Raw genomic sequence first — 22,541 nt, 5'->3', positions numbered from 1 at the left:
AAGCTGCAGCAGCCTGATGAATGGCTATCTGCACACTACCCTACTGAAGCCTCGCCAGTCAAGTCGACTAAAAAGCCTAATGCATGGCCAGACTTTGCTAGTTTTAAGGTGACTTCGCCAGCAGGGCTAATCCCACGGCTATAACTATCTACCCCGACAAGCTCTCACCTCATCCGTCTCCATCATTTTATTCTCGTATTAATCAGCCAGATAGCCTGTATCATTAAAAAATTCCACAAATGCGTTTTGCAAAACAACTTCTTTTTCTACCTTTGTGCCGGGCAAGTCTTTTACGACCAGCTCCCTTTGAACTCCCCCAGGATGGGAACATAGCAAGGGTAGAAGGTTGTAGCGGTGCGATAGAAGTTGCTTGCCCATTTTTTTCTTTTCCCTTAATCCCCTGAAGGGGGAATTAAATTCTTCAGGGTTCAATCGTCGAAACTCAAATATTTAAGAATTATAACCATGAAATTTTTTATTGACACAGCAAATCTTGATCAAATCAGGGAAGCGCATGATCTTGGCATTTTAGATGGTGTAACCACCAATCCTAGCCTAATGGCGAAAGAAGGCATCACTGGCGAAGAAAATGTAATCAACCACTATAAAGCCATTTGTGATATTGTAGAAGACAACGTAAGTGCAGAGGTTATTGCAACTACTTTTGATGAGATTGTTAAAGAAGGTGAAGCATTGGCTGCTTTGAATCCTAAAATCGTGGTAAAAGTACCCATGATTAAAGATGGTGTTAAAGCCATTAAACATTTCTCTTCTAAAGGAATTAAAACCAACTGTACTTTAATTTTCTCTGCCGGACAAGCATTATTAGCGGCTAAAGCCGGAGCAACTTATGTTTCTCCATTCTTAGGCCGTTTGGATGATATTTCAAGCGATGGTTTGGTTTTGATTGAAGATATCAGAACTATTTTTGATAATTACGGATACGAAACTCAAATTCTAGCAGCTTCTATTCGCGGTCCGTTACATATTGTAAACTGCGCAAAATTAGGTGCAGATGTAATTACTGCGCCTTTAGCTGCAATTACAGGCTTATTAAAACACCCATTAACTGATTCAGGCTTAGCCACTTTCTTAGCAGACCACGCTAAGGCAGCAGGTAAGTAAGCTTGAAATCTTGAGTCCTAAGTCTTGAATCGGTTTTCCGGTTTAAGACTTAGGATTTTTTGTTTTACAAAAGGCGTATGCTAAAATGAATAATGGATGATGTTGAAATTTATAATTACATCTCCATTTTCTCTCTTATATTTTATTTTTTGGAGAGCAGTTACAGTGCTTATCGGTTACAATAGTCCTGCTTTACATTATATTCCGGTGATTGTTTAGTGTAAAACTGATTTTTAACAAAACCGGAATGCCATTTCAATCAGGTCTAGGTGGCAGAGGCAGTCGAAGGCCATAAATATCAAGTGGGATTTCAGGCTTAGATTTTTTTATGTATAGTACAACAGACGCTAGACTAAAGACTCCCGGCTAAGGACTTCCTTCACCTTCTCATAACTAATCTGCTCATCCGGTTCGATTAGGATGCCCTTTACTCCTGCCCCGTTGGCCGCTTCCACATCCCTCGGTTTATCACCAATCATAACAGATAATGCCGGATCAATGTCATACATATCAATTGCATCTAAAATCATTCCTGAGGCTGGCTTCCTGCATTTGCATTCGCCACCCACCGTGGGATGATGCGGACAGTAATAGAAACCGGCAATATCAGCACCTTTGGCCACAAATGCATTTCTTAACATCTGATGCATGATGGCCAGTTCCTGTTCAGAATATCTTTTCAATGCAATACCGCCCTGATTTGTAATCACAATGAGTAAATAGCCTTCATCGTATAACTTTTTTAAGACAGGGATCTGGTAGTCGAGTATTTTAAAATCTTCCACGCGACAGATGTAATCGTATATTTCGTGATTCAATACACCGTCACGATCAAGAAAAATAGCTTTATTCATTTGCGAATTATTAAATTGGAGACTGCATTTCTGAGGAGACAGTCTCGGGTAAAATTAAGCTTCAAAATAAGCAAAAAATAATGGTATACAAAAGCTAAACCTGCCTGGCCAACATTGGTATTTCAACTATATCCGTAAGCGCGGGTAATCAAAGCTTCATTTTTTCCCAAACGATATTTCAAGTATCGAAAAGTTGTATAAACGGGGAGCTACAGAGAGTAAGCAAGCAATAGCTAGTTCGTTTTTTTCTAAAAAATTGAAATTTGACGGAACTATGTTTCGAACTCTTGAAATGAATGTGACACCTAAACATATCTTAATGTCAAGCAAGTATTTATAGTAAAAAAACCGACATCAAACCATTAAAAATTTTGATGTCAGTCTTGTGATCTCGCTGGGATTGGCTCAGCCCCGCAATATCCCAAACTCGGCCCTAAGCCTTTTACAAATCGAACCCAGGCCCTGCGCTTCTGTTCGAAACTAAGCGGGTTGATGCCAAATGAAAAAACCTTTCATTTCTGAAAGGTTTTTGTTCTCTGTGATCCCGCTGGGATGTGAACTTCGTTCAATTTTCAGCGTTTAAAAGCTATCTGGAAGGTTTTTAAAAAGCGACTCACCGAATTACTCACCTTTTTGTCTGTATTTTTTAGTTGCAATTGCTATCAAGTAAATATAATATTTTATTTTAAAAATTTGAAGAAAGTTATGTCAGAATCTTCTTATTGGTTAGTAAGTCCACAAAACAGAAACTAAGCCACTTTCACCTACTTGGTAACATTGCTCCCATAACTTCCAATCTTTCTTTTTTTTGATCTCAAAATCCTCGGCAAACCATTCTATCGCATCTACCTTTTCTGGGTTGGGTTCTAGTTGACCTTTAGTAAAATAATCTCCCGCAACAGTCCAGGCAGGGACGTTGGAATTTATTGGAAGATAGGTAAATGGAAAATCATTGGAGTGGAATTTCCATTTGACCACACCTTTTTCCATATAAATGACCATCACGGGAAAACTGCCCAATGATATGTACCTTAGAAATGTAGCCAACAGAGAAGTTTGGAAATAGGCACTTACATCCTCAATCAAATTTATACTCAGTTTTTTGCCCTCGACCTTATTGACGTATAATGGTGCCGGCATTAAAAGCTCTGTAGCAAAATCATTTGCCTGTTTTTCGTGAATACCTTTCTTAAACCATTCAGAAAGAGTTAAGGGAGTGTCAGAAAATAATGCCGTGGCATCTTTATGGAGCAAAAAATGACCGATTTCATGTCCCAAAATAAAATTTCTTCGACCAGGATTTGTAATGGTGTTATTGACCGTGATGATTGCGGTATCTCCTTTTATGAGTATCCGCCCGTCGGAACCTTTTATCGGTTCATCTTTTACAAGAATACCTAATGCACCTGCAATATCTTCCAGTGTCAGATCGGATGGTTGTGTCCAACCAATCATAGCATGTAACTCCTGAGCAGCTTTTAAAGGGTTATTGCTCTGGATCATTATCAAGCTTATTTTTTAGGATTTCTATCAGGAGGAGTAGTTCCTGATCCTCTAAGATAGATTTTTCGTCATCCTTGGTCAGTTCATCAAATTTCCTGAACAGTGGCACTAATTGACCTGCTTCCTGTGGATTTAATAACTTTTTTAATTCGTCTAGGCCTTTTTCTCTAAGTTTTGCTATCTGGGCGAGTGCTTTTTGAAAGCGGTCTTTGTTTTCCAGAGCCCTTAGTTTTGCTGATAATTGTTTGACCTTTATTAAATGTTTATCTACTTGCCTATTTGATTTTTGTTGAAGTTCCTCTAAAACTTCTTCATCTAAACGGTGATAGTTGATCTCCATCATTAACCCGTATAGATTACTCAAAACTTGCTTTGCGTTTAACGTTGCCATGTTAATTTGTTGAAGATTGTGTTTTTTGAACCCGTCGCATTAGCTTTTCTCTTAATTTATCCAGCTGCCGGACATTAATTCCTAATAATTCAGCTATATCTGATCTTTTCTTTCCCTCTTTTAATCCTTCGATCATAAATTCTAAATTTTCATCCCCAGTAGCAGCGTCTTCTATCTGCTTTAATCTATTATCCATTTGCTGGTTTTCATTCTCATCATTTGGAGGTTCTGCCAGATCATAAAATTCTTCTTCAATATCAGTGTATTCTATCTTTAGCGCTTGTCCTTTAGGGGATGTTGCTTTAACGACTTCTTTACTGATATAACTATCAGCAATCCTTATCAACTGCTGCGATAAGGTAAACTCGTCTTTCCATTCCCACTCTCCGGTTAGCACTTTCTCATAAGCGATGCCTAAATAATGCTCTATCGGATCAGCGCCTAAGTTAGCTGCCGCATGGGCTCCAGACAGCGTCTTTTGTTTCAACTTCCATTTAATATGCTCTTCACATTTCGCCAGCGCAACCTTCCAATCATTATCTGTTAGATGGCTTAATTTGCTCTGATTACCATAATAGTACTTTCCAACTTCCATAATATTAATAACCAGGTAAATCTTTTTTTACACCAGTGGGGGGATTTTTAAAATGTTCGGTTATATCTATAATGGGGACACTTAAAGCAAGCGATCCCAACTTAACTATAAATATATAAAAATATGGCAATTATAATTACTTACGACATCCATTCGAAACATGTAGAATTTAAGAAGGTAATGTTTCAGCTTGGATACAAAGATCAGGTTTTAGACCAACACTCTAAGATAATCTATTTTCCTAATACTGTACTTTATCATCCTACTAAAACAGCCATTGAGGCGAGAGACGATGCCCAAGCTGTCTCTAAACAACTATCTGTCAAGTTGGAAAGATGTATCTCAACCATCTGGAACAGTTGGGCCGCTATTTATGGGGAACCATTTAATTAAGGAATATGGAAGAAGAAAATAAGAAATTTAGAATACTCTCCATTGATGGTGGCGGGATTAGGGGACTAATCCCGGCAAGAGTTCTGGCAGAACTAGAGGAAGAGTTTCAGCAGAAGGAACCTGATAAAAAGCTTTACGAGCATTTTGATCTAATCTGTGGTACCTCCACTGGAGCAATACTGGCTATAGGTATTGCTTTGGGCATTTCTGTAAAGGATTTGGCCAAATTCTATGAAGATAATGCAAAAGTAATCTTCCCCAGGTTTATTTTCCGCTTTTTGCCCCGTAAAGGCAGGGTGTTTTTTAATGCTATGTATAGCAATAAAAAACTCCTCAAAAAATTAAAAGAAGTGTATGCAGAGGCCAATGGGGGAGCTGATCCGTTGATGAATGACCTAAAGGTGAAAGTTTGTATCCCTGCTTTTAACGGCAATGATGGTGCGATCAATGTGTTTAAGACAAGGCACCATCCAGAATATAGAAGGGATTATAAATTGCCAGCATACCACGTTGCTATGTCAAGTGCCTCGGCACCTGTCTACTTCCCCCCGCATACCTTCTCATTTAAGAATGAATTTGGAGAAGGAACAAACATCAATATGATTGATGGAGGCATCTTTGCCAACAACCCTGCATTGATTGGGGTATTTGAAGCAACCGACAAATTGGGAATAGCAATAGGTGACATTAGTGTGCTTTCGTTTGGTACCGGAGAGGGCAAACAGATCATTAGGCGCTCTTGGCGACCAAAAAATGTATTTGACTGGTTATTCCCACATCCAAAACTTGTTGATCTGGTATTGGATACACAGGCTCAGATCACTGAACAGTACTTGCTGTTTTTACAAAGGGCACTGGAAAAAATTGGCAATACTTTCAGTTACCTGCGGATTCAGCATGATATGAAAGGAGATAATATAGAGTTGAATTCATCAAAGGACAAACACATCGCACGTATGAAGGCCATCGGAGACGAACTGGCCAAAAACAACATGGTAAAAATTATTAACTTTTTAAAATCGAAATAAAATGGCAGACTGTCACTTATTATTCCTGGACTATCAAGAAGAGATCGGCATAGGAAAAGCAAAAAAAGATCGGATGATCTTCTCGAAAGAGGCACTAAGAAAACGCATCCGCAAATGGTTTAAGGATAACCATCCTGACTATGAACCTAAGTTTTTTATTCAGGGTTCGCACAAAATGAAAACCGGCATCCGCACGAAGCAGGATATTTGCGATTTGGATGATGGTATCTACTTCTTCAGAGAACCTGATGTAACAGCAACAACTATGCAGGGATGGATTTGGGATGCAGTATACGGATATACAGCTACTACTCCTGAGCATAGAAAAAAATGTATCCGTTCCATATTTGCCGGAGATTATGAAATCGATCACCCAGTTTATTATAAGATAAATGGACAGGAATATAGAATTGCCATAAAGAACACTGGGTTTGAGGATAGTGATCCAAAGGCAGTTGTAGAATGGTTCAGAGGCAAAAAAGATAAAGCGGGTAAGGTGTTGAGGCATGTGATGTATTTGAAAGGCTGGTGTGATGATTGTTCACACAAGATGCCTAGTGGCCTGGCCATAACTATCCTAGCTTGCAACGCAAAAGAAAAGATTGTGTTAAATGACCGGGATGATATTACTTTAAGGGATTTACTAAAAGAGATAAAAAAAGCACTGGATCTTGAATTTAAATGCGTTGTTCCTTCTGTTCCCAATGATGATCTGTTCGAACACTATGATGAAAACAAGAAGAATAACTTCTTAAATGCGCTGGATAGGTTCATTGAAGATGCAGATAAGGCTTTGAAAGAAGAAAACCAGTTATCCGCTAGCAAACTCTGGAGAAAACACTTGGGCAATCGTTTTCCTGAAGGCAAAAACGAAAAACAAGAAACAAACAGCAGGTTGGCATCCGCGGTAGCAGCTGGGGCCGCAACCTCGAACCCTTGGGCGGATGAACAATAATTTTTCTCTTTTTGAAGCAGAGGCTAAGTTAATATGTTCGTCTTTACCTGGATTTTCTTTGATGATGACCGAGCAGGATGCTCCGATGCTTATTGGAAAGGTAATTTTAACGGATGGTCAGCAGAACCTTATCGACACTTATGAGGTGAAGATTCTGTGTACTGAGGATTATCCGTTTTCTTTCCCCTATGTCTATGAAACTGGTGGTAGGATACCGATAAACATTGACTGGCATATTTTTCCTGATGGACATTGCTGTATCAGCTCTATCCCTGAAGAAATGATAAAATGCAGGCAAGGGATAACTTTGCGGGGATTTATAGAGAATCAAGTAAAGCCTTATTTTTTTAATCAAAAATATCGGGAAATACATGGCTTCTTTCTGAAAGAACGCTCACATGGTAAAAAAGGTAACCTCGAATTTTTTACTGATACCTTCAAGGCCAATGATCTGAACTGGATTGTTCGTATGCTCTACTTTATCAAAGATCATGATGAACCTGATAGGGTTGCAAAATGTTTCTGCAACAGCGGAAACAAATATAGAAAGTGTCATCGTGAAGCATTTCGATTATTGAAACCATTACCACGGCAAATGATTGAGCAATTCATAAGTTTTCTTAGCTGACCTCATTAATTTTAACTATCATATTGAGGTAAGGTCGCCTTCCAAAGTTTAACGAACACAACCTTCCATATAATCGCCATGATTGATTTTTAATCTGTTGCGCCTGTAAAAGCTCGTTCACAACCAGAGTGTTGCGAATATTGAAGTTTACGCTTGAAAGATATTAAGAAAGAATTTATCGAAATGTTTGGTTTTTTTCTGTAGCTGGTATTCAATAATTTTATTGGAAGTTAACTTATTGGACCGCTCAATAATAAGCTACTTATCTAGTGATCAAGAATAGTGATCACCTTCACAAACAAAGAATCGTTGGATCCAGAGAAAAGTACATCTAGGACATATTAATCATATATTTAATCATTTTAACGGTTCTATTTGTCTTATTGATATGTCCTATTGATTCACTGAGGTATAGGAAATACTTTTTGGTTAGAAATTTATTAATAGCTTTAAAAAGTTGATTCGCGTATTCCAATAACAGGTGACGTGAAAACATAAGGTAGTTAATGCGATTTATATGACCAAGAAAAAAACCACGCAGTCGTTTTCTCAAAGGATGGGGTTGGAAACAGGTTTCAAAAAAATACAATTAAAGCAAATGGATGATGACCTAAAAAATTCTCTCTGGAATCTCATCCACGAATACGTCTTGTATTACAATAAACGTGATTCATTCACAGATGAAGGTCTCATGGAATTCAGAACTGATTTAATGAGTAATTTCATTAAGCAGCCTGTTCACACCATTCCGACTAACCATTTTGATTATGAGCGCCCCTATTATGATAAGTTTTCAATGTTATCCTGGAACAAAATTTATGACCTGATGCAGTTTTTGCTAGGCAAACCTTATGTTAGAATTGGTTACGCCGATCAATTGAATTATGTCCTGGAACGTGAGTTCAGTGGCTACCGGGTAATTAAAAATTTAATTGTGCCTGTGTCAAATGAACTGGAAACAGATACAATCGACGAGGCTCTAAATTCGGCGAAGAAATATACTGCCCTTGACGGGGTTAATGTACATTTGGGCAATGCGTTGGTACTGCTTTCTGATCGGAACGATCCCGATTACAGAAACTCTATTAAGGAGTCGGTCAGTGCTGTGGAAACTGCCGCAAAATTAATTACAGGCGAATCTACACTGGGAAACGCTTTGAATAAAATTGAAAAGACAGGTTTGCCTGTCAACAATCAGCTAAAAGAAAGTTTTAACAAAATCTATAATTTTACGAATGATAAAACTGCGGGTATTCGTCATGGGGTATCAGGCGAACACGTGGCGCCTGATTTCGAAACTGCAAAATATGTGCTAGTGACGTCCAGTGCATTTGTCAACTACCTGGTCGGACTTGCTGAGAAGGCGGGGGTAATTAGTAAAACCAAGAAAAAATAATCTCGCAGACATATGGCTAAATATTACGGAGAGGGCAGCGGAGAGGGATACACTTTCATTAAAGGTTAAACTTCGGGTACTACGTTGATCTTGACGAAGAAGGCTCAGTATGTTTGCTGCTGAAGTTAGAGCCAGCACTAACGATGTCTGTTATTGAAGGAAAGCCTATGAGCGTCATCATCCGTAATTCAAATTTAGATCATAGGGGATCAACGCTATACATCTGGGACGATAAAAGCAGGCCTGCTTTTATCGCCGGGAATTCTTTTGGAGCTGAAGATGCAACATGGAAAGGCTTCGACCAATGGGCGATAAAATTTGCCAATAGGGCTAATGAAATAACTGTGTGCTTTTTCAATCACAACAATCATAATTTCTTCAGCGCTAAGTTGAAAATTGAGTCTAATCCTGCTGACTTTGAAGCCTGGTTATTTAAGGTTTATAATGATCCTGAATATAAGGATGAGCGTCTGAAACCAATAAGAGGTGATTTCACTCCTGAAGAAGTCCGGAAAGGATTTGAGCTGAAAATTGCGAATGTAAATAACGAGCAGTCTCCAAAGATCAAATTCAGTGCTCCAGAATATAAAGCGGGTGCATTAAAGCACCCACTCACGCAAAAACCCTATTTTGATTATGCAGACTACTTGAAGGATGGAAAGCATGGGACTTTGCAGGAGATCAGTCTCACCAGCAAACTCGAAGTGTTATTTACAACAGATCATCAGTTGTTCATTTCCCCCAGGTATGAAAACGGACTGGAGTTCACAGACTTTTTGCTTTTTGATGGGGACTGCGTAATGGTTATAGAATCCAAATTCATTTTGAGTGATAAACCAACCAAGCGGCATTCCAACATAAGTAAGGCAATTAATCAACTCATGCGCGTTGAACTTCAAGTGAAAAGAAAAAAATGCAAATTACAAGGTGAGCAATTGCAGAAAATGATCAGTCGAATGAATCATGTATTGAAGATTTGCGTGATAAACGATCGGATCAGCTTTGATGATCCTTATGCGTCTTTGCTTGCCAAACAGTTTGAAAAACCTGACTTGCCTATATTCATTTCAATAACAGATTTTACCAATCTGCTCACAGGTTTAAATCTAAAAAACCCGGATTGCCTCAGTTATAATTTATTCAGTAACCTGATTAGGTATTATGTAGAGTTCCTGAATAGCGATCGAAAGGTATGCTGGTTTGGGGGTTTTAGTATTGAAGAGTTATCACTTAAGGAACTGAATGATTTGGGTAAAAACAGAAGCAGTGATTTGTATTAATACCGGGATTGTTCTTTTAGTTCGAACAACCTTTGAGGAAAGGCAGAAAAGTTCTAAGATAGCTGATGTATTGGACGGGACAATCAGTATCATGGTTTAATCCATCTCATCATAAATGTGTCTGTGGTGTGTGATAACAAATTTCAGGTCGTATCCCCCGAGTCTTGCCTGATAAGGAACTTTGTAAACTTTGAATTCGTAAATTCCGTTCTTCATCTTTATTTCATTTCCGCCAATCAATGCATCATTAATTTCCGGCTTAAGCTGTTGATCGAAAATCTTTTTATAAAGTATAGCGGCCATGCTGGCCAATTGTACCTGTGCCGTTGGAGTATGAGCGGGGTTAAGCAGTTGCAGCCAGAGTTTAATTTGTGTGGCTTCATGTTGGTTGCCATAGACACCATAGGTAAGGGAGTTGCTCAATACTTCGTCGTCAAGAGATTTTGAAAACGAAGTTACGCCCCAAAAATCGTCATAATAATTGATGTAGTTTTCAATTTTGATGCCTTCTTCAATAAGAAAATCCTTTGCCAGGTAGGGTGACCAGCCATCACCGGATAAGACAAGTGGCTTTTCCTTTTCGTTTTTCTGATTTTCTTTGATGTGCCGGATGGAGGTAAATATGTCTTCTTTGGTTTTCGGGTGTACCCTGAAGATGTGAATTCTCCAACGATCTAGTCCCTTCAGGTTGAAAAAGAAGTTAAGCATAACCAGTCTTTTGGTGCATTTAAGTAGACTGTTCGGTTGGATTTGTATTTTCATTACAGCAAAGGCTACTTCAAACCGCATGTATAAGGCTAGCACATATAAAAATGGAACAAATAATAGAGAATGGAAAACGGGTAACAGGAATTGAAAAATAAGTGAGGTTTTAAAAACAATGAACTGAAATTCAATGGCCACCAATAATATGATGACCACAATGTTTACACTGTCTATCACATTCAATTCTTTCCGATATTTTTCAGGGTTGCGAACATACATTTTAAAGCCAGAAAGAAAACCCACGAATACTGCAATTCCTAGTTCCACCCATAAACTGAAGGTGTAAAGCCCCATAATAAATTCGAGGATTGCCGTAAATTTGACCAGGTCAAGGAGTTTTGTCTTGAAATATATTTTAACGTCCTTCGTTCTTGCAATACCATACATCAATGGGAAAGCGGCCAAGAAAAACCATAGTATGGTGTCCTTTAGCATCGACAAGTCCCACATGTTAAGTGTTTTGAGCAAATACACACTACCCACGGTGTACAGGACGTTGAGCAGATAAATAACTAGGAAGCTTTTTTCAAACAGCGATGTGATTGCCGGGGCAAAAGATTTTCGGATTGAACTAATACAAATTACAAACAAACCTGATGCCAGCAGCAGGATTAGATAAGCTTGTTCACGTGTGTTGAGGATTTCTGCGAGTTCCATCTATTTAGGCTGTATACAAACTTCATGGACACAGTCGAACATTTTAATTCCTTTTTTTAAAGGGTTAAAAGGGTTACTAATCCGCCAGATGTTAGGTGTTTTACTGAGCGTTTCGTAGACGATATAGACATAGTAATTTTCAAAACCCTTGGCCAATTGATGCTCGAATTCTGTGAGGAAAAAGCTGAGCTGGCCTCTGGTTCTGCTGGTGGCTTTCACTTCAATTTGTTTTGGCGTTCCGTCTAGTTCAAAGCTTAACACATCATATCCTTGGCCATCAGTTTCTTTGGATATCCATTTTACTTTTTTGGCAAGGTCAAGACATCCGGCTTTTTCCAGGTCTCTTTTTTCTTTCAGGAAGACAATTTGCTCGCCTCGGTTTCCAATGGCTTTTGCTCTGCGGGATTTTTTCAGGTAATCAGGTGATTTCTTTTTATGGGATTTTTTCTCTTCTCTTCTAGGGTTATGGTCTTCGTCAACCTCGCTGTCTGCGAATTCTGCACTGACCATGGCAATGTCGATCAATGTCGGTACGCGGTTCTTTTCTTTTTTTCTTGATTTTTCCGGGTAGTAGTTTTGATCGAGCTCTTCATTTAAAAAAATAGCAAATTTAGTGAGCGACCAAGTATCCATTATCTCGTGGCTAGCTTTAAAATCGAGTAGCCTTTGCTGCTTTCTAATTGGTTTCTCCTTGAAACTGTCTAAATCGTCCAGGTTGAAATACTTCAGAATGTCATCTAAATACTCGTCGGCATATATACTTAAGTAGTCATTGGGGTAATAGGTAGCCAGGATTTTTCCTTTAAATTTCGGAGCTATTTTATTTTGAGCAATATTTTGGTGATCTTTTGCCGCTCCTGCTTTTAAGACTTCGCCTATGTTCCATTTGATGTCTTCAAACGCATTAACAACGCTGTTTCCATACTTTTTGGTGTTCCGATATTTGACCACTTTATCATCACCATGGGTACCGTGCCATACGCCATATTGTGAACAGGGGCTTCCAGAAATCCTACCATGGACATCCAGTGGTTTCTCCAACCAGTAACAAAACGTGCGTTCACCTCCCTGCAACATTGTGCCGTAAACATAATCCTCCTTTTTAAGTTTTGCGATGTTTTCTATTGGAAATTCTTTTTGGAATTCAGTGAGTAATTGGCCAATGTGTTGTAATCGGATTTTATCAAATCCGATTTCGAATTTTGCTATGCTTTTGTTGAGATCCTTCAATTTCATGAGACACGTTTGAACTTATTGTTTAGACTGATTTACATGCTAAACTAAACATTCCTGCGGATAACGACTAAATCCCGAAGGATGATTTTAAAGTTTACGAACTTAAGATTTAGGATAAATGTAAACCCAAGGAAGGAAATCAATCATTTTGACCGACTTTATGCTTTCTTTTTTTATGTCCAGTAATCCTTCATATATAAACAACACGGGAGCAGTAAATTTTGGCCGTTTTTGGTAGTCATATGTTTCGAGGTAGTATCCACCTTCAGCACGTGAGTGAGGATCATATATATCAGGGCTTTCATACAAGATATCAAGGTAGACCTTTAAGTGAACTACATATCTGTACTTATTGTCTTTCGAATCCAAATGGCTATAAAACTCTTCGATATTAATATTTGTGATTGATCTGGATATAACCTCAGACATCTCCCAGCCATCATCATACATGGGGTTTATATAAGTAATCAATGCATTGATGTCTTTGTCCAAGTCTTTCAAAATTCGTTCCTTTGTGAACTTCTGGCTGATCAGCTTTTCAGTCAAGAAAGGTAGATTCCAGCCACGTTGATGCAGGTATTGGGGTATAGAGGAGAGCACTTCTAAATTTTGCACTCCGTATTTCGCTTTAAGATCCTGGAACAAGGAATTCTGGGTGTAACCGTTGTCCTTAGTGATGAAAATGATCCTTGATTTTTCATGCACTATTTTCTTTCGCCCAATCTTGGTTAACGTATCTTCGCTATATTCCTTGGCAAACACCAGTAAGGAATCCCATATCAAATAATCCCTCATCTGGACATTTGCTGCTGAATTTCTGGAGTTTATTATGAATTTTGTCAGCTGGACACCGCTGATTTTAGTGTCCGGAAGTACAGTGATACTTTGGTTGAACTTCGGATCATTGCCTAATGTTTTCTTAAACCATACTAGGCTCTTTTCGACTTCAATATCAATATTCAGGTTCAATTTCTTCTCAAATTCAAAGAATGGATGCCTTTTAAGTGCACTCGTACTCGAGTTAAAAACGTCCTTCTTTTTATATAGTTCCTGTTTGAATTGATTGAGGAATTCTTCAGCGACAATTCTGGACATGATCACTTCGCCTTCGGTAGCGATGGAAAACGAAAAAAGATTAATATAATCTACGTTTTCGTAAAACTTGAAACCAAGTTCTCTGAAAATGCAGGTGTCCAGGATTATGTAGTCTGTCATTTAGGTTTCGCTTTAGATTTGGTGCTTTTTTTTGCCACTGTTTTAGCGGGCTTTTTATTGTTTGCAGCTGGAGTAGTGTTTTTAATTCTCCAACGATCAGGAAAGAACGGGGTCAGGAATTCCGTATGGGCCAGGTCAATCAAAAAACCAAAACCTGCTTTTCGTGTTCTGTAATCATAGCTAAATTCGCGTTTAGCCAGAACCGCTGTTTTAAGTTCCGGAAATTCTTCCCGATAAGAAATTTCAGAATGGTAACCTTCGTAATGCAGAGTGTGTGAAAATAGTGATATTTCATGACTATCAGAGCTCAACTCAGGCATAGTAAGAAGCTGCTGATCATCGTATGGTACAAATACGCCAAGTGTAATATTCAGCTCTATAAGAAACTGCTGGACTTCAATAAAATCATCTTTCAGGTCTAAAACGACTAGATATTCGAACAAAATACCCATTAAGTGCGAGGTGGTGTCAACGTAATAGATGTTCTTTTTTTGGGTGATCATGAACTGACTGACGTTTTTGACCCGCATGCTTGCGTCCGGCAATCTTTTGAAGGATTGATAACCCCGTATAATGGATGTCCACGTAAGTCGAAGCAGTTTGACGGCTTCGTCCTTTGCACCATTTTTGATGAAAAAAGAAATAGCAGCCACAATTGGAATCGAGTGCACGTCAAGTAATGGCCTGTGTGTTCCGCTATTGTTTTCGATCACTTTGCTAAGCTTTTTCACCTGTTCCTGAACGGATGGATCTTCGTTTTTTCTATCAAAATTAATGAGTTCGTAGTAATTTGCCAGTGAAGCTAGGTAGGATAATGAACGCATTGGATAACCGACCTGTTCATACCTGCCGCCATGCGGAGACCACAGTCCGTTTTTAAATTCTGCAACTGGTAATGTTTTACCGAAATAATCATCAAGGAAAGATCGGTAGGTTAACAGAAAGCGATTAAAATGTTTAACAGCTGCCCGATCTGTTTCAATGTTGTTGGCTAAGATCCAATTCCAATAGGCAAGTACGGCATAATTCAGGCATTGACGTGCTGGTTCCAGGTTCCCTGCCTCTTTGGCGTAAGTATGGACGACGTAGGAAATGAGTTTGAGCGTTTCACTCAGCAACACTTTTCTCCGTCTGCTCATTTCCTGGTATGCTCCGGCTTGTTCGAAAATCCTGTTGATCAGTTGTCTAAAGTCTGCATTATTGTTTCCTGGTGTGCTGAATAAAAGCAATACCCTTTTGAAGAGATTGATTGAAATGTCATCAACAAGCAGATATTCATTGAATAATTTCTCTGAGAACAACAGGCTCAATTCGTAAATACCCCATCGCTCATATTCAAATAAAATGGGTGCTGCAATTTTAGAAGTGCGTTCTGATGATTTCCCTCCTTTTCCTTTCGGCATTAGCTGACCGATTTTGGGAAAAGTAGCTTCGATAAACCCCTCATAGGTCTCCCGAACCCCTTCTTTCACGACCCCATTGTGTACAAACACAATTTTAATTGGCAGGTGATTGAATTCTGGATGCGAATGGTTTCTGAAAGGCCTGTCTTTTGCTTCTAATATGGATTCCCTCACACCATCTTGCTTAAAATAGTTGGAGTTGGTAATGTCTTTGTCGCTTTCTCCTTTGATTTCGAAATAGAAGCGCTTCTTGATCCCATCCGCCGGGTCGATTCCCACTGCTACGACATCCTTTCCAAATTGCTGATATCCCTTAGTGGTTTTAGGCGTGGTGATGATCTGAAAATCCATTACCTCTAGCAGAATTGGAAAAATGGCATCTAGCTCCCGGTCTTCCTTGAGGGATTCCAGGTATTCTCTTACAATTATATTTTTCATGGCGTTTCGTCGTCTGTATAATCCATCCCCGATAATTGCTGTTGATAAGCCCATTGATATTCGTCTGGGTTCATAAAATATCGCATGTCCATCAATCTGGAAGTAGAAACTGTCGATAATTTGCTGATTTTCTCGCTGCCTATGCTTTTGTAGGCATCGCCACGGATCACAGCAGTGTGACTTGCTGTTTGCGCAAAAAAGCTTTGTTGCTGAACTTTATCCATACTTTCCGCCCGCGATTCATGTTCGATTTTGAAATAATCTTCAAACGCTTGAAGTTCATTGATCCTTGGATCAAATTCCTTCAGCGCCTCTTTATGTTTTTTTACGATAATGTATTGATCAAACGCCGCTTTAAGCGATTCTAACATTGCAATGTCGTCTGGCTCTTGTTCATCCATATCCTTTTTAACCAGATCTAGCAGGTTTTCATCATAAGCATCAATAAGTTCATTAAGACCTTCTAATAACACCTTTCGCACTGCCTTATGATCACTTTTTCTCAACTTCAAGATCATTGGCAGCAGATCCTCAATGGAATGGGGATGAGGAAGAAGGGTTTTAATAATCCTGATCTGACCCTTTTCATTCAGTTTGAGAAAATCAACCTTGTACATGCCCATGTATTGACTACTCATAATTCTCATTCCCGCCAGTCGAATTACCGCCTGATTATCCACTAGGGTGCTAAGCAGTTCTAGTTCGAATCCTTCTGAATTGTGATGGTGTAATGTTGAAAACGCGCTAGAAAAAATTCCAAAATTCACTGCTGGGCCGTACATTATATAAGCCTGCCTTGTAATTCCGAAAAGGTAAGTAGGGTTTTTGATCTTTTTAAAAATATCTTCGAGATATCTGGGATTAATTAAAATCACTTTGTTGACCAGGGCAACTTTTTGTTCATCATTCCCTTCGATCAACCCCAGCCGAAATATCAAATCGTGGTTTAAACCCAAATCCTCTATATCAAGTAAACTGTCGATTTGCTTGAAGCACTCTTCACGAATCTCATCAGGACATTTTACATTTTCAATAACTCTTGTATAAAATTTTGGGAGCAGATTGCGAATGGTAACGATATCAAATTTAGGGTCGTGTAGCAATTCATATGCAGTTCTTATGTGATCTGCGGTTTGGTAATTTAAGGTGCTAAATCCTGAAGCACCTTCTACTGGTTTTTTGATAAATACATCTTTTATTTCTTTAAATGCGTACTCTGGACTGCGCTCATAGATTTTTGAAAGAAATCCAGACATGCAGTCTTCTAAAGCTATCCCATTGTTTTCTTTTGCATATTCGTAAAGCTCCTGCGCCCGCTCAATATTATGCTCTCCAACTTCGCTTATAGCGCTTTTGGCCAGATAGCTCTTTTCCGGGACAATGTAAAGGAATCTTAGCATTTCAAATGCTTTAGGAATATCATCATTAAGGTAAGGAAAGGCGGAGTAATACATCATATCAAAATGACGCAGCGGTACGTGGTCATCTTTCGCCTGCTGATCAATCGTGGGATAAAATTTGCTGATATCCTTATCATGTTCCTGGTTGAGCCAGACAAGTATATACCTTTCCAATTCAAATCCTAGATGTAAGTACCAAATAGTTCTAGGCTTTGGCTGGCAGATCATTTCTAGAAATTCTCTGACGTATTCTAGTGCAGGAACGATTTCGGTTGGCAACGACCGGTTCATCATTTCTTCAGCAACCTGCTGGTATACTCGGCATATAATTATGGAATCAAAATTGAACTCCACTCTGCCTTCGAAATGTTCTGTAAGTAATCCGTTCTTCACTAATTTCCCTGCACCATCTGCATCATTTTTAGCAAAAACTGCCTTTTTCCCCGCTATTGACGTTTTAATCAGGTTAAGAAGCTGCTGGTGAATTTCAATATGTTCTGCCAGATACCTATCGGCAGCGCTTATAGTTAATACGTTCATCTTACTTAGTTTATCCTTTCGTACGCTCTTGGTTAGATGAGAGTCGTAAATCCAAAGATACAATTTTGGAGTAGTATGCTACTATCAAAGAAGTTGACTTTAGGTTAGACATTTACGTATATAAAAATTGGAACTCTTCTCAATTTTGAGAGCGTATCTTGCTGAGCATGTCTGATATGGCGGAATGAATACTCTTAAAAAACATTTTGAAAAACTACCCTAGACCACCTACATTCCTGATTTTGCTGTTGTGGTGATTTTAGCTCCGCCGTTTACCAAAGATGTATTGAGATTGTCGAGCATAGATAGAAGTGTCTAGTTGACGCAAAAAAATATATTTATAACTGTTGGAATATTTAATACTTTTAAATAAATCAACATGATAGCTTGGATCAAATCAAGATTTTGTCAGAAAACTTAGCTTAGTTCATTCAAAAACCATAATTAATGAATTTAATTTATTTTAAACCCCGCAAGCCCTTTTCATTCTCGACCCACCCGTATGATTTGGGAACCTTCATGGGTTTATGGCATAACCATGATGACAACCATTTTCTGTTGAAGATTTACAGAATGGACGAAAAAGAGTATTCAGATTATTATAATTATCACCTGAATTATGCTCTAGAAAATAAATTGGAAAGTGAAGAGGATTTCTTTCGCCATGTATGGCAGGTCGTTCAAAACAGGATCAAACATTATGAAATACAGGATCCATTTTCACGTAACCACGCAATCCACAGGCAAAGCATCGAAAAACTCCAACAGTTTCAAAAGTACCTTCACAGCATAGATCAATGGAATGCAAGGCCATCACATATCGTTATCGCTGAAAAAGATGAACTTATCCATAACCAGAAACAAGAAATCGAAAAACTAAATGCTGAATTGGCGGAGTTGAATCAATATGAAGTTTCACTGAAGATCCTAATTGATGATGGACATCTGCCAACTTTCATACATGTTATTAAACAATTGCGTGATTTACAACTGCCATCTGGCAGGAAACTTATAAAGAGCGACCACAAAATCCCGTATGCTAAGATGATTGCCAAATATTTCTCACACGGCGGTAAGGATATTCCCATCGAAACCGCTAGAAACTACTTTGTCGACAAAAAAGGAGATGTAACTATTAAAGGTACTTCGATACAACCAGAGCATCGCCTTTTCAAAATCATACCAATAGAACCTGCAAAAAAATAGCAGGCAGTACATCTACTGTATATGACCAGACCAATCGGATGGTCATTGTTTCAACCATTTCCCGCTACAAATTTGCTTCCGTAAACTTAAAAACGGAGGCAATTATGCAGATCGAGATCTTAACGAGAGAAGAGCTCCAAAGGTTCAAGTCCGAACTTATAGCGGAGATCAAACAGACCATCAAAACAAATGAAACGGTAACCCACAAGCAATTCCTCCGCAGTTCGGAGGTAAGAAAGCTATTGAAGATTTCATCTGGCACCTTGCAGAACCTGCGCATAAAGGGAATACTTCCCTATGAAAAGATCGGCGGCATATTCTACTATGCACATGCGGACATCGAACAGTTGTTGGGCGAAATCAGTAATTCGTAATGGGAACGGCAGAACAACTGGCCAGCTTTCTGAAGCTTGCCAGCGGGAACAGGCGTTTCCGTCAATCGCACCTTAGCCTATATTCGGCCATACTCATGTACCACGACAAGGCATCACGCCAAAACCCGTTTCGGGTATCAAGGCGTGAACTGATGAAACATTCGGCCATCCGTTCTTATGCGACCTACCCACAAATGCATGGGCGAGCTGATCGCAAGCGGCCTCATCGAATACGAACCGTCGTACCATCCGAACCTTGCCAGCCGGGTTACCTTGTTGAACAATAACGGCGAACCATGAGGGGTAGGCACATTGCAGAAAAGTCCTTTTCCTTCTTCGGGAAAAGGAGCAAGCGGAAGTTGGGCAGAGCCCTACTTTGCTTGCCCCACGCTACGCTATGGGGGTTTCGAGAACCCTCCAGGGGTTCTCGTCCACTGTTAAAGTGGCATAGAAGTCGAAATTGGAACCCCCTTAAGGGTGCGATATAACTGGTTATAAAGATATACGGATATGCAGGAAACATTGAGAACGGTAAAATATTCAGTGCAGGATGGTGTGAAATTTGAAAAGATCGCCCTCAAGCTCGGCAGGTCAAAGCGTTTGGTGTTTTCCCAGATGCTGGATTATTTCTATCGGAGCAAAAAAGATCCGACCGACCTAAACGATGAATTGTTGAAGAACACCATCCTTAAAGGGCAAAAGGAATACATCGGCTTCATCAAAACACAGGAGACCGAACTGCTCATTCCCATCAAACGTGATTCGACTAGGATGATCGAAGCGATGAAGAAGATAATTGACCGCTTCAATGGTCAGATACTGAAGCATAATGATGAGATGCTGTCAAACCAGTCGGCACAGGCAAAAAGACTGGGCACTTTGCACGAAGTAGCCAGCAACATCGAGATGAAAATAATCACAAAGGAAAGGTTGAAGAAGAATTTCATGCTGATACTAAACAGCTACATCAGGGAACGGGAACGAATGGGCATGATGACATCGGGCAAGGAAAAAGAGGAACTAGCTGAACAGACGCGTAAACAAATAGAACTGCTCTGATATGTACATCAATATTACCGACAGCCTAACCGCAAACAACAAGGGAAGCAGCAGGGAGTTGGTGCACTATCTTGAAAAGGAGAACAGGATCAAAGATAAACTTGAGCCGGAATTTTGGTTCAATCATAGTGGCAACAGGATCGAATCCTATGAGGTAAGAAATGCAATAGACAGCAATATCGCCAAGCTTTGCAAGGCAGATGCAAAGTTCTTTCTGGTCAACATAAGCCCCAGCCAAAAAGAACTAAAATATCTTGAAGAAAGCTATGGTAATAAGGAGATGAAGAAACAGCTGAAGAAATATGCCGAAAAGGTAATGGACGAATATGCAAGAAACTTCAAGCGTGAAGGAATCAGTTCCGCCAAAGACCTGATGTGGTTCGGCAAGATCGAGAACTATCGCTATTACAGCCACAAGGACAAAGAAGTATCAAACGGTGAAAGAAAACGTGGCGAGAGAAAAGAAGGCAACCAGATGCACATTCAGATTATCGTAAGCCGAAAGGACGCCAGCAACAGGATCAAGCTGAGCCCCATGAACAATTCAAGAGGCAAAAACCAGACACATTCCAAAAAGCTTGGGCAGTTCAACCGTGTGGCATTCAAGCAATCGGGCGAAACCATCTTTGATAAGCTTTTTGGATTTGACAGAAGTCTAAAGGAGACTTTTGCGCATGCTAATGTCCAGAAGAACGGAAGCCTTGCCCAAAAAGAGCAATTGGACATATTGGAATTTGGGGCATCGCAGAATAACCGTTCCCAGGCATTTATCAACCAACTTGCAAGGGAATTATCAATAGGTGCTTTTACCTCTACCAGTGAAATGTTGGAGGTATTAGGGAAAACGGTTTCGGGCTTTATTGACCTTATGATGGATCCAGTCTATGTACCTAATAATGAAACAAGTCCTGTTGAAGAGGCCGAAAAAAGAAGGAGAAGGAAAAAAAATCAAATTGAACAATCTAGGGGGCATGGTGTATAGTTTGGTTATTACGGTTTCCCGTAATTTCAACTAAAAAGTTATCTTTAATTTAGCCATTTAACAAAAGATATTTTATGCAAACATTTCTAATTGGCTATGATTTAAATAAAACTGGGCAAGATTATGCAGACTTAATTGATGCAATAAAAAAATTGTCTTCCAAATGGTGGCACCACCTTGACTCAACTTGGATTATCAAATCTAATAGCACGGCTATTGCAATCCGAGATATTTTAGCAGCGCACATTGATGATAATGATGAGTTACTAGTGGTTAAATTAACTGGAGACGGTGCTTGGGCAGGATTTAATGATAAAGGTACGAAATGGTTGATTACTAACCTGCCAACAACATAATCACTAATTTTAAATTTAAATATATGACAGCTTACAGAATATCAGGCGTATGGAAAGACTCTCAAAATGTCATAACCCATTATGCTTTTCACACAGTAACAGCAACTGGAGTTACCAGAGCTACAAAAACATCCAAAAGTCAAGCAATAACCCTTTTAGAGACAGCAGGGAATAGTGCCATGACTTGGATGTGGGACTACAGCAATTCATTTTGGAAAGTCGGGGAAAATGTAACGGTTGTGGGGACTGGTAATAATAAATACTTAAGATTAAACCCAGATAACAAACTGACTGACAATTTAGCTCATCTCATTAATTTCGATTGGATAGCTATTTAACCAAACTTATAAATACCAATGATTAAGCACATCATTGTTCCATTTGGAGGCCTCGATATTAGATAAGAATATGAGGAACGATGTGTTTTCAAATTGAATAAATTTATCAGAACTACAAAGCAAATTAAAACCTAAAAAATATGTCAAGATGTACAGCACCAGTATATGGCCATCGTTCAGCAAGCGCAGCAGCAGATTGCCCCGCTTGCGGTGGTCGCAATCGTGGATACAATTCATACTCATCCTATTCATCACCTTACTCTTCTTCAGCATACACTTCGAGCAGCCGTAGTGGCGGAAGTGGATCTGGAAGAAGTGCTAAGCCGCGTTGGTCGCGACCAGGATCTTCCATCATGTATACAAATGAAGAGGTTCGGACGCTCACACCAGTTCGTGAAAATATCGAGAAGCGATCATCTATACC

At 39.3% G+C, this 22,541-nt stretch carries 21 protein-coding genes, 1 other RNA gene and 1 pseudogene; 14 read left to right on the top strand and 9 right to left on the bottom strand.

The window, feature by feature from the left end; all coding sequences use genetic code 11:
- The first annotated feature begins 279 nt into the window (after nt 1-279).
- An RNA gene (ffs, locus tag OQ267_RS21890) (signal recognition particle sRNA small type) lies at nt 280-379 on the top strand.
- Nucleotides 380-465: 86 nt separating this feature from the next.
- A complete protein-coding gene (gene fsa / locus OQ267_RS21885) occupies nt 466-1,125 on the top strand; it encodes a fructose-6-phosphate aldolase (protein ID WP_088302965.1) in 660 nt (219 codons plus the stop codon).
- A 347-nt stretch (nt 1,126-1,472) separates the two neighbouring features.
- Here the strand turns inward: fsa and OQ267_RS21880 are convergent, their stop codons facing one another.
- From OQ267_RS21880 to OQ267_RS21865, 4 genes are all read right to left on the bottom strand, one after another.
- Entirely contained in the window at nt 1,473-1,979 is a 507-nt protein-coding gene (locus OQ267_RS21880; protein ID WP_265838112.1) for a D-glycero-alpha-D-manno-heptose-1,7-bisphosphate 7-phosphatase, read from the bottom strand.
- 726 nt (nt 1,980-2,705) lie between these two features.
- Nucleotides 2,706-3,482 carry an ImmA/IrrE family metallo-endopeptidase gene (locus OQ267_RS21875; protein WP_265838110.1) on the bottom strand — a complete coding sequence of 259 codons (777 nt, stop codon included), beginning with the start codon at nt 3,480-3,482 and terminating at the stop codon, nt 2,706-2,708.
- Entirely contained in the window at nt 3,466-3,873 is a 408-nt protein-coding gene (locus OQ267_RS21870; RefSeq protein WP_265838108.1) for a hypothetical protein, read from the bottom strand. Before OQ267_RS21870 ends, OQ267_RS21875 begins: the two co-directional genes overlap by 17 nt.
- 1 nt (nt 3,874) lies before the next feature.
- Complete coding sequence (locus OQ267_RS21865) at nt 3,875-4,468, bottom strand: hypothetical protein (protein WP_265838106.1); 594 nt, start codon at nt 4,466-4,468, stop codon at nt 3,875-3,877.
- A gap of 398 nt (nt 4,469-4,866) precedes the next feature.
- On the opposite strand from OQ267_RS21865, the gene OQ267_RS21860 reads away from it, so the two are divergent.
- The 5 genes from OQ267_RS21860 (at nt 4,867) to OQ267_RS21840 (ending at nt 10,148) form a co-directional block, all read left to right on the top strand.
- Nucleotides 4,867-5,889, top strand: a complete 1,023-nt coding sequence (locus OQ267_RS21860; RefSeq protein WP_265838104.1) for a CBASS cGAMP-activated phospholipase — start codon at nt 4,867-4,869, stop codon at nt 5,887-5,889.
- A 1-nt stretch (nt 5,890) separates the two neighbouring features.
- Nucleotides 5,891-6,844 (top strand): cyclic GMP-AMP synthase DncV-like nucleotidyltransferase, encoded by a 954-nt coding sequence (locus OQ267_RS21855; protein ID WP_265838102.1) that lies wholly within the window; start codon nt 5,891-5,893, stop codon nt 6,842-6,844.
- Nucleotides 6,834-7,472, top strand: coding sequence for a hypothetical protein (locus OQ267_RS21850; RefSeq protein ID WP_265838100.1), 639 nt, complete (start codon nt 6,834-6,836; stop codon nt 7,470-7,472). The genes OQ267_RS21855 and OQ267_RS21850 overlap by 11 nt, the downstream gene beginning before the upstream one ends.
- Nucleotides 7,473-7,989: 517 nt before the next feature.
- The gene (locus tag OQ267_RS21845) at nt 7,990-8,868 is read left to right on the top strand and encodes an AbiJ-NTD4 domain-containing protein (protein WP_265838098.1); all 879 of its coding nucleotides are present in this window, start codon (nt 7,990-7,992) and stop codon (nt 8,866-8,868) included.
- A 143-nt stretch (nt 8,869-9,011) separates the two neighbouring features.
- Nucleotides 9,012-10,148, top strand: a complete 1,137-nt coding sequence (locus OQ267_RS21840) for a hypothetical protein (RefSeq protein WP_265838096.1) — start codon at nt 9,012-9,014, stop codon at nt 10,146-10,148.
- 96 nt (nt 10,149-10,244) lie between these two features.
- Here OQ267_RS21840 and OQ267_RS21835 read toward each other — a convergent pair whose 3' ends face one another.
- The 5 genes from OQ267_RS21835 to OQ267_RS21815 all read right to left on the bottom strand — a co-directional run bounded on the left by OQ267_RS21835 (nt 10,245) and on the right by OQ267_RS21815 (nt 17,802).
- Nucleotides 10,245-11,570 (bottom strand): hypothetical protein, encoded by a 1,326-nt coding sequence (locus OQ267_RS21835; RefSeq protein ID WP_265838094.1) that lies wholly within the window; start codon nt 11,568-11,570, stop codon nt 10,245-10,247.
- Nucleotides 11,571-12,806, bottom strand: coding sequence for a DUF3883 domain-containing protein (locus tag OQ267_RS21830; RefSeq protein ID WP_265838093.1), 1,236 nt, complete (start codon nt 12,804-12,806; stop codon nt 11,571-11,573).
- Between the two features lie 102 nt (nt 12,807-12,908).
- Nucleotides 12,909-14,021, bottom strand: a complete 1,113-nt coding sequence (locus tag OQ267_RS21825; RefSeq protein WP_265838091.1) for a PIN domain-containing protein — start codon at nt 14,019-14,021, stop codon at nt 12,909-12,911.
- Nucleotides 14,018-15,862, bottom strand: a complete 1,845-nt coding sequence (locus OQ267_RS21820) for a hypothetical protein (protein WP_265838089.1) — start codon at nt 15,860-15,862, stop codon at nt 14,018-14,020. Before OQ267_RS21820 ends, OQ267_RS21825 begins: the two co-directional genes overlap by 4 nt.
- Complete coding sequence (locus OQ267_RS21815) at nt 15,859-17,802, bottom strand: hypothetical protein (protein WP_265838087.1); 1,944 nt, start codon at nt 17,800-17,802, stop codon at nt 15,859-15,861. The genes OQ267_RS21820 and OQ267_RS21815 overlap by 4 nt, the downstream gene beginning before the upstream one ends.
- A 447-nt stretch (nt 17,803-18,249) precedes the next feature.
- Here OQ267_RS21815 and OQ267_RS21810 point away from each other — a divergent pair, with 447 nt between their 5' ends.
- From OQ267_RS21810 to OQ267_RS21780, 7 genes and pseudogenes are all read left to right on the top strand, one after another.
- Nucleotides 18,250-19,008 carry a hypothetical protein gene (locus tag OQ267_RS21810; protein WP_265838085.1) on the top strand — a complete coding sequence of 253 codons (759 nt, stop codon included), beginning with the start codon at nt 18,250-18,252 and terminating at the stop codon, nt 19,006-19,008.
- A gap of 38 nt (nt 19,009-19,046) precedes the next feature.
- On the top strand, nt 19,047-19,382 hold the full coding sequence (locus OQ267_RS21805) for a helix-turn-helix domain-containing protein (protein WP_322974902.1): 336 nt from the start codon (nt 19,047-19,049) through the stop codon (nt 19,380-19,382).
- Between the two features lie 510 nt (nt 19,383-19,892).
- The gene (locus OQ267_RS21800; protein WP_265838083.1) at nt 19,893-20,441 is read left to right on the top strand and encodes a BfmA/BtgA family mobilization protein; all 549 of its coding nucleotides are present in this window, start codon (nt 19,893-19,895) and stop codon (nt 20,439-20,441) included.
- A gap of 1 nt (nt 20,442) precedes the next feature.
- Nucleotides 20,443-21,423, top strand: coding sequence for a DUF5712 family protein (locus OQ267_RS21795; protein WP_265838082.1), 981 nt, complete (start codon nt 20,443-20,445; stop codon nt 21,421-21,423).
- A gap of 74 nt (nt 21,424-21,497) precedes the next feature.
- The gene (locus OQ267_RS21790) at nt 21,498-21,779 is read left to right on the top strand and encodes a SinR family protein (protein WP_265838081.1); all 282 of its coding nucleotides are present in this window, start codon (nt 21,498-21,500) and stop codon (nt 21,777-21,779) included.
- A 23-nt stretch (nt 21,780-21,802) separates the two neighbouring features.
- Nucleotides 21,803-22,117: a DUF3892 domain-containing protein gene (locus OQ267_RS21785; RefSeq protein ID WP_265838079.1), complete on the top strand. Its 315-nt coding sequence runs from the start codon at nt 21,803-21,805 to the stop codon at nt 22,115-22,117.
- Between the two features lie 140 nt (nt 22,118-22,257).
- Nucleotides 22,258-22,541 (top strand): annotated as a pseudogene (locus tag OQ267_RS21780) (TIR domain protein); the annotation flags it as partial.

Source organism: Pedobacter sp. MR22-3 (genome assembly GCF_026240075.1).
In the GTDB taxonomy this organism is placed as follows: Bacteria; Bacteroidota; Bacteroidia; order Sphingobacteriales; family Sphingobacteriaceae; genus Pedobacter.
Note: the sequence above shows the minus strand (reverse complement) of the source record. Positions and strands in the feature narration are given on the sequence as shown.